The sequence below is a fragment of the Frateuria sp. YIM B11624 genome, assembly GCF_049727805.1.
In the GTDB taxonomy this organism is placed as follows: domain Bacteria; phylum Pseudomonadota; class Gammaproteobacteria; order Xanthomonadales; family Rhodanobacteraceae; genus Frateuria_A.
This window is the reverse complement of sequence record NZ_JBCNYA010000010.1, coordinates 117,497-125,650: the sequence shown is the minus strand read 5'-3', so window position 1 is coordinate 125,650 and position 8,154 is coordinate 117,497. Positions and strand designations below refer to the sequence as shown.

7 protein-coding genes are annotated in these 8,154 nt (G+C 67.3%); 3 read left to right on the top strand and 4 right to left on the bottom strand.

All coding sequences use genetic code 11. The features are described from left to right. Nucleotides 1–226 precede the first annotated feature (226 nt). Together AAIL17_RS07205 and AAIL17_RS07200 are read left to right on the top strand one after the other, a co-directional pair. A complete protein-coding gene (locus AAIL17_RS07205; protein WP_424682151.1) occupies nt 227–658 on the top strand; it encodes an energy transducer TonB in 432 nt (143 codons plus the stop codon). A 128-nt stretch (nt 659–786) separates the two neighbouring features. Then, complete coding sequence (locus AAIL17_RS07200; RefSeq protein WP_424682150.1) at nt 787–1,791, top strand: class I fructose-bisphosphate aldolase; 1,005 nt, start codon at nt 787–789, stop codon at nt 1,789–1,791. A 529-nt stretch (nt 1,792–2,320) separates the two neighbouring features. Here AAIL17_RS07200 and AAIL17_RS07195 read toward each other — a convergent pair. Both AAIL17_RS07195 and AAIL17_RS07190 read right to left on the bottom strand, forming a co-directional pair. Then, nucleotides 2,321–2,914: a porin family protein gene (locus AAIL17_RS07195; protein WP_424682149.1), complete on the bottom strand. Its 594-nt coding sequence runs from the start codon at nt 2,912–2,914 to the stop codon at nt 2,321–2,323. Between the two features lie 200 nt (nt 2,915–3,114). After that, nucleotides 3,115–3,861: an outer membrane protein gene (locus AAIL17_RS07190; protein ID WP_424682148.1), complete on the bottom strand. Its 747-nt coding sequence runs from the start codon at nt 3,859–3,861 to the stop codon at nt 3,115–3,117. A gap of 242 nt (nt 3,862–4,103) precedes the next feature. On the opposite strand from AAIL17_RS07190, the gene tkt reads away from it, so the two are divergent. After that, nucleotides 4,104–6,113 (top strand): transketolase, encoded by a 2,010-nt coding sequence (gene tkt / locus AAIL17_RS07185; RefSeq protein WP_424682147.1) that lies wholly within the window; start codon nt 4,104–4,106, stop codon nt 6,111–6,113. 170 nt (nt 6,114–6,283) lie between these two features. On the opposite strand, the gene AAIL17_RS07180 is transcribed toward tkt, so the two are convergent. Both AAIL17_RS07180 and AAIL17_RS07175 read right to left on the bottom strand, forming a co-directional pair. Then, nucleotides 6,284–6,922 carry an HAD hydrolase-like protein gene (locus AAIL17_RS07180; protein WP_424682146.1) on the bottom strand — a complete coding sequence of 213 codons (639 nt, stop codon included), beginning with the start codon at nt 6,920–6,922 and terminating at the stop codon, nt 6,284–6,286. Beyond that, nucleotides 6,922–8,100, bottom strand: coding sequence for a phosphoglycerate kinase (locus AAIL17_RS07175; protein ID WP_424682145.1), 1,179 nt, complete (start codon nt 8,098–8,100; stop codon nt 6,922–6,924). Before AAIL17_RS07175 ends, AAIL17_RS07180 begins: the two co-directional genes overlap by 1 nt. Nucleotides 8,101–8,154: the final 54 nt, after the last annotated feature.

The window sequence follows — 8,154 nt, the reverse complement described above, 5'->3', positions numbered from 1 at the left end:
GACAAACAAGCAAGACGCCCCCGCAGACCTCCCCGCGAGTCCCGGCCCCTCACCCCAACCCTCTCCCCGCAGGGGAGAGGGAGCAGGGGCACGGCCGTAACCAGCTTTCCGCAGGGAGGGCGCGGCGGCACGGCGGTAACCACCTTATCCGTAGAGTGGGGAAGCAAAGGCACGGCCGTAACCACGACGGCGCTACACTGCGACCCCCACGCCCCAGGAGGTTGCCATGAACCCGACCGTCCGCCGTCTCGCCCTCGCGGCGCTGCTCGCCGTCGGCCTGCCCGCCATGGCGCAGTCGCAGCAGCGGGTCGACCCGCAGCACCTTTACGACTACTGGATCCTGCTCAACCACTCGGTCGACATCGACGTGCCCAACAGCGCCCGCGGCGTGACCCAGCCCGGCTGCGCGGCGGTGAGCTACATGATCGGGTCCGACGGCGTGCCGCGTAACCTGAAGGTGGAGAAGGTGGTGCCCCAGGGCGACTTCGGCCAGATCGCGCTGAGCGCGGTGTCCAACTTCCGCTATGGCCCCTCGCTGTCCAACAAGAACCACGACCCGGTGGACACCTACTACGTCGTGCCGTTCAACGCGCCGTCCGATCCGACCGGCCAGCAGAAGGTGATGGCGCCCTGCCGGCTGGCCGGCTACCCGAGCTGAGCTTTGCCTGGCCGTCACGGCGGCCTTGACGCCAAGTCGTTATAATCGGCGGTTCTTTGACCTGCCGTCCCGTTCCGGGGCGGCCAAATCCATTGCGGTGACCCCGCCTCGTCTGCACGGAGTCGTTCATGAGCATCGAAGATCTTGAAAGCATCGCCCAGGCGATGGTCGCGCCCGGCAAGGGCATCATCGCGATCGACGAATCGACCAACACGATCAAGAAGCGCTTCGAGGCCGTCGGCATCGAGAACAGCGAGGAAAACCGCCGCGCCTACCGCGAACTGCTGCTGACCGCGCCGGGCCTCAACGAGCACATCTCCGGCGCGATCCTGTACGACGAGACGATCCGCCAGAAGACCAAGGACGGCGTGCCGTTCACCGAGGTGATGAAGAAGAACGGCATCATCCCGGGCATCAAGGTCGACAAGGGTCCGGTCGCGCTGGCCGGCTTCCCGGGCGACGTGGTCACCGAGGGCCTGGATGGCCTGCGCGACCGCCTCACCGAATACGTCAAGCTCGGCGCGCAGTTCGCCAAGTGGCGCGCGGTGATCAACATCTCCGACGACAACCCGAGCTCCACCGCCATCGAAGCCAACGTGCACGCGCTCGCCCGCTACGCCGCGCTGTGCCAGGAAGCCGGCCTGGTGCCGATGGTCGAGCCGGAAGTGATCATGGACGGCGACCATTCGATCGAGGTCAGCTACGAAGTGCACGAGGCCGTGCTGCGCAGCCTGTTCAACGCGCTGTACGAGCAGAACGTGATGCTCGAGGGCACCATCCTGAAGGTCAGCATGGTCATTCCGGGCAAGGACTGCGACGAGCAGGCCGAGGTCGAGGAAGTCGCCGAGGCCACCGTGCGCGTGCTCAAGAGCACCGTGCCGGCCTCGCTGCCGGGCATCGTGTTCCTTTCCGGCGGCCAGACCGACGAGCAGTCGACCGCGCACCTGAACGCCATGAACCGCATCGGCCCGCATCCGTGGCCGCTGTCGTTCTCCTACGGTCGCGCCATGCAGCAGGCGGCGCTCAAGCTGTGGTCGAAGGACATGAAGGCCAACTATGCCGAGGCGCAGAAGACCGTCGCCGCGCGCGCCAAGGAAAACGGCCTGGCCGCGCTGGGTCAGTGGAACGGCTGAGTTCCGCTCGCAGGCTTGTAGAAAAGGGCGCCGCAAGGCGCCTTTTTTTCTCCCTCTCCCCTCCGGGGAGAGGGTTGGGGTGAGGGGCCGGGGCTCGCGGGAAGGTCTGCGAGGGGCGTGTTGCTTGTTTGTCGCTCTTGCGGGATGCCTCCGCGACTTGGCTCGCCTGCGGCGGGCTTCCGATCGCCTGTCGGCGCTCGGGTCACTTTTCTTTGCTGGCCCACGCCCGCGCCGGGAGCGCGGGCGAACAGCGAAGCTGGCCCGAAGGGCGGAGGGAAAGATGCCCGGAGTAAAGAAAAGTAACCAAAAGAAACGGCCTGGCGCAGCCCGGGGTGAGATAAGAGCTAGGTGCCACCTCGCCTTGCCGGGCGGGTCTCTTGCTCTTAGAGGAGCTGCCGCCGCTATACCGCGGGCGCTCGGGAGCTGAGGCAAGAGAGGCATGCGCGGTTCGTGCGGAGATGTAGCCAAAAAGAAGGGCGCCCGAGGGCGCCCTTCTTGTTCATGAAGGCGCATCCATGCGCCGCAAGCATCAGAACCGGTATTCGGCGCTGACCGAGACCATGTCGGTATCGAGATTGACGTGGTTCTTCGACGCGTCGTAATGGTCGAAGTTCAGGCCCAGGCTGGCGTTGTTGCTGAAGTCGTAGCCCACGCCCGCGCCGGCGTACCAGCTAGTGTCGTCCAGGCTCTTGCGCACCGGGTTGACGTCGTTGGAAAGGCCGTGGCCCTTCCAGCTGTACAGGCCCGTGCGCGCGCTGACGTACCAGTTCGGCGCCAGGTTGAAGTGGCCGTTCACGCCGGCGGTCCAGCCGTGCAGCTGCGAGCGGCCCTGCTCGACCACGTCGTTGCTGTTGAAGACGTTCTTGACGTGGATGTTGCCCAGGTCGTTGTAGCCGGCTTCGACGCCCAGCGCCACGGACGGGTTCACCGCCCAGCGGTAACCGCCACCGATCGCATAACCGGTGTCGTGGTCATCGTACGGGCCCTTGTCGATCGAAGTGCGGCCCACGTTGCCGTTGACGAACCAACCGTCGTTGTGGGTCGGCGCACTCTGCGCGAAGGCCGCGGGGACGGCCAGCAGGCCGGCGGAAGCAAAAGCAAGGGCAAGCAGCGTCTTTTTCATGGGAGATTCTCCTGTTGTCGTGGCGATCGCGGGGATCGATCGCTGATCGCGTGCCCTGAAAGGGGAAAGGCGACGCGTGGTCCTTGGATGCGGGCGGCATGCGAAAGATTCAATCCGCATGAGCGTCCCGGTAATTTGCCGTTAAGCTCCGTGATCGACGGCAGATGGACGTCCGGACGTCCATCTGCCGCTGGACGTAACTAGAAGCGGTACTCGCCGACCAGCGAAACGATGCCGGTGGAGCGTTTCAGGCCGGTGATCCGCTCGCCCGTATCCGGGTTGGTGTAGTGGCCCGCGTTGGCGTGGAAATAGTCGTAGCGCACACCGACGCCGAAGTGCTCGTTCACGTCCCAGCCGGTGCCGACGCCGGCATACCAACTGCCGCGTCCGGGGCGGTCGCCGTCGGAGAAGCCGAGGTCCTGGCCGATGGTGTCGTAGTAGCGGTCGTTGTTGTCGTTGGCCCAGAACCAGCCGGCGTGCGCACCCACGTACCACTGCGGCGTCAGGTTGATGCGGCCGTTGGCGCCGAGCAGCCAGCCACGCAACGCGTTGGTGGTCGAGCGCTGGTTGACCGGGTCGGAATTGAACACGTTGCGCACGCGGAAATTGCCCAGGTCCGTGTAGCCGGCCTCGACGCCGAGGCCCAGGTCCTGGCCGACCTTCCAGCGGTAGCCGCCGAGCAGGCCGTAGCCGGTGCGGCGGCCGCGATGGCCACTGAAGAAGTTGAACGCGCTGGCGTCGCCGCCAAAGCCGCCGTCGCTGTTGCCATTGGTGCGGCCCACGTTCGCGTCGACGAACCAGTTGCCGCTGCCGACCGGTTGGGTGGGCAGGTAGTTGCCGCTGGCGTTCGCCGAGTTTCCGGTTGCCGTGGTGTCCTCCTGTGCGAAGGCCGGAGCAGCCAGCAGGGTGGACGAGGCAAACGCGAGGGTAAGCAGTTTTCTTGTCATGGGGACGCTCTCCTGATTTTGAGGCCAGGCCATCCGGCGCGTGGGGAGGCGGCCGGACAGGGCGCACGGGGCATGCGCGGCCGGCATTGAACCCAGCCGCGCCTGAAGTTCCGCGATATCCGCGCCGGTCCGATTAAGGCTGAATTAATGGCCCCGCCCCTGGGCGCGGACCGGAACGACGCGACAGTAACCGCCCGATCGGCGACAATTGGCGCTTTGCCGCTTGCCCGGAGACCCGACCGATGACCACCCGCCGCGAACTCGCCAACGCCGTGCGCGCCCTCGCCATGGACGCCGTCGAGGCGGCCAAGTCCGGCCATCCGGGCATGCCCATGGGCATGGCCGACATCGCCGAAGTGCTGTGGAACGACTTCCTCAGGCACAACCCGGCCGATCCGAAATGGCCCAACCGCGACCGCTTCGTGCTCTCCAACGGTCACGGCTCGATGCTGCAGTACGCGCTCCTGCACCTGGCCGGCTACGACCTGCCGATGGCGGAGTTGAAGCGCTTCCGCCAACTGCATTCGAAGACCGCCGGCCATCCCGAATACGGCCACACGCCTGGCGTTGAAACCACCACCGGTCCGCTGGGCCAGGGCCTGGCCAATGCGGTGGGTTTCGCGCTCGCCGAGAAGGTGCTGGCGGCGCACTTCAACCGCCCGGGCCACACCGTGGTCGACCATCACACCTACGTGTTCCTGGGCGACGGCTGCCTGATGGAGGGCATCTCGCACGAGGCCAGCTCGCTCGCCGGCACCTGGGGCTTGGGCAAGCTGGTGGCGATCTACGACGACAACGGCATCTCCATCGACGGCGAGGTGCACGGCTGGTTCACCGACGACACCGCCAAGCGCTTCGAGGCCTACGGCTGGAACGTCATCCGTGGCGTCGACGGCCACGATGCCGAAGCGATCAAGCGCGCCATCACGCAGGCCACCGCGCAGCATGAAAAGCCCACGCTGATCTGCGCCAGGACCATCATCGGCTTCGGCGCGCCGCACAAGCAGGGCAAGGAAGAAAGCCACGGCGCGCCGCTGGGCAAGGACGAGGTGGCCGCCGCGCGCGAGCAGCTTGGCTGGACCCATCCGCCGTTCGAGATCCCCGCCGAGATCTACGCGGGCTGGGACGCCAAGGCCAAGGGCGCCGAGCGCGAGAAGGCATGGAACGCCACGCTCGATGCCTATGCCAAGGCGCACCCGGAATTGGCTACCGAGTTCAGGCGCCGCCTCGCTGGCGATCTTCCGGCCGACTGGGCCGACAAGGCGCAGGCGTACATCGCGAAGATGCAGTCCGAAGGTCCGGAGGTAGCTTCGCGCAAGGCGTCGCAGATGGCGCTGGACGCGTTCGGCCCGCTGTTGCCGGAACTGATCGGCGGCTCGGCGGATCTCGCCGGTTCCAATCTCACCAAGTGGAAGGGCAGCAAGGACGCAGGCAACGGCAACAGCAGCGACGGCCAGGGCAACTACGTCTACTACGGCGTGCGCGAGTTCGGCATGACCGCGATCGCCAACGGCCTGGCGCTGCACGGGGGCTTCATTCCCTACGACGCGACCTTCCTGGTGTTCTCCGATTACGCGCGCAACGCCGTGCGCATGAGCGCGCTGATCCCGGCGCACGCCATCCACGTCTACACCCACGACTCGATCGGCCTGGGCGAGGATGGCCCGACCCACCAGCCGGTCGAGCACCTGGCGAGCCTGCGTTACATCCCGAACAACCAGGTGTGGCGCCCGTGCGACGCGGTCGAATCGGCGGTGTCGTGGAAGGCCGCCATCGAGCGCAAGGGCAACCCGGCCTGCCTGGTGTTCTCACGCCAGAACCTCAAGCACCAGCAGCGCACCGAGCAGCAGGTGGCCGACATCGCGCGCGGCGCCTACGTCCTTTCCGATCCGGCCGACACCATGTTCAAGGCGATCATCATTGCCACCGGCTCCGAAGTGGAGCTGGCGATGGAGGCGGCGCGTACGCTGGGGCAGCAGGGCGTACCGGTGCGCGTGGTGTCGATGCCGTGCACCGAGGTGTTCGACGAACAGCCGCTGGAATACCGCGAGGGCATCCTGCCGTCGTGGTGCCGCGCCCGCGTGGCGGTGGAAGCGGCGACGGCCGACTACTGGCGCAAGTACGTGGGCCTGGACGGCGAAGCCGTCGGCATGACCAGCTTCGGCGCCTCGGCGCCCGCGCCGCAGCTGTTCGAGCACTTCGGCTTCACCGTCACGAACGTGGTGGATGCGGTCAAGCGCGTGGTCGGCTGATCGACTTCGCTCTATCGGGTCTTCTCCGCCGAGTGGGGAAGGCCACAGGCGGGTGAGGGAGGTCTTGCCGCAAGCGCGGCCCCTCACCCCAGCCCTTCTCCCGGCAGGAGAGGGCGCAATTCTCGGCACGACCGGCATCGGTTCTCCCTGAGCTTTCAGGGAGGAGCACGTTACGCGCCGAGCAGCACGCCCAGTTCTTCCGGCGTCCTGGCGATCGCAGCGGCGCCCGCCTGTTCCAGCTCCGCGCGACTGCCGAAACCCCACAGCACGCCGATGCCGCGCACGCGGTTGGCGACCGCGCCTTCGATGTCGAAATGGCGGTCGCCGATCATCACGGTCTCTTCCGAGGTGGCGCCGAAGTCGGCCATCGCGGCGGCGATCATGTCGGCCTTTTCGCTGTTCGCGCTGGACGGGTGGGGGCCGTACAGCCGCAGGAACGCGTGACCGAACGGCAGCTGCGCCAGGATCGGCTCGGCATGCCGATGCGGCTTGCCGGTGACGATGGCCAGCTGATGCCCGGCGTCGAGCAGTCGGCCGATCAGCGGCTCGATGCCCGGATAGACGGTGTGCTCGCGCCAGCCATGCGTGTCGAAACGTTGATGGTAGTGCTCGACCGCCGCCTCGACCTGCGCCGCGTCATGGCCGAGCAGCGGCGCGAAGCTGTGGCGCAGCGGCGGGCCGATCCAGCGGCGCAGTTCCTCGGGTGTGGGAATCGCCACGCGCAGGCGTTCCAGCGCATGCTTCACGCACGCAGTGATTCCGTGCTCGGAATCGATCAGCGTGCCGTCGAGGTCGAACAGGCAGAGCATCAGCCGTTCGCGCGCGCTTTCAGCGCGGCCACGGCCGGCAGTTCCTTGCCTTCGAGGAATTCCAGGAATGCGCCGCCGCCGGTGGAGATGTAGGAAACCTTGTCGGCGATGCCGTATTTGTCCACCGCGGCCAGCGTGTCGCCGCCGCCGGCGATCGAGAACGCCTTCGAATCGGCGATCGCCTGCGCCAGTGTCTGCGTGCCCTTGCCGAAGGCGTCGAATTCGAACACGCCGACCGGGCCGTTCCACACCACCGTGCCGGCGCTGGCGATCAGCTCCGCGTAGCGGCGTGCGGTTTCCGGGCCGATGTCCAGGATCATCTCGCCATCCTTGACCGCATCCACCGGCTTGACCGTGGCCGGCGCGTTGGCGGAGAACTCCGGCGCGACCACCACGTCGACCGGCAGCGGCACCTCGGCGCCGCGGCGCCTGGCGTCGGCGATCACCTTCTTCGCCGCGTCGATCAGGTCCGGCTCGTAGAGCGAGTTGCCGACGCCGTAGCCGGCGGCGGCGATGAAGGTATTGGCGATGCCGCCGCCGACGATGAGCTGATCGACCTTGCCGATCAGGTTGTCCAGCAGGGTGAGCTTGGTCGAGACCTTGGAGCCGGCCACGATCGCCAGCAGCGGATGCGCCGGCTGTTCCAGCGCCTTGCCCAGCGCGTCCAGTTCGGCGGACAGCAGGGGGCCGGCGGCCACCTGCGGCGCGAAGCGGATCACGCCATGGGTGGAGGCCTGCGCGCGGTGGGCGGTGCCGAAGGCATCCATGACGAACACGTCGCACAGCGCGGCGTACTTCTTCGAGAGCGTTTCGTCGTCCTTGCCCTCGCCGACGTTCATGCGGCAGTTCTCCAGCACCACCACCTCGCCGTCGGCCACGTCCACGCCGCCGAGGTAGTCGGCGACCAGGCGTACCGGCGTGCCGAGCTTGTCGCCCAGCCACTTCGCCACCGGGGCGAGCGAGGACTCGGCGTCGAACTGGCCTTCCTTCGGCCGGCCAAGGTGCGAGAGCACCATCACCTTCGCGCCGGCGTCGCGCGCCGCGCGGATCGTCGGCAGGGCCGCGTCCAGGCGCTGGGTCGAGGTGATGCGGCCGCCGTCGATCGGCACGTTCAGGTCTTCGCGGATCAGCACGCGCTTGCCGCGCAGCTCGAGATCGCTCATGCGGGTGATGGACACGGCGCCACTCCTCGGGCAGGTAAACGGTCGATGGTCGATCGGGCGCGCCGCTGG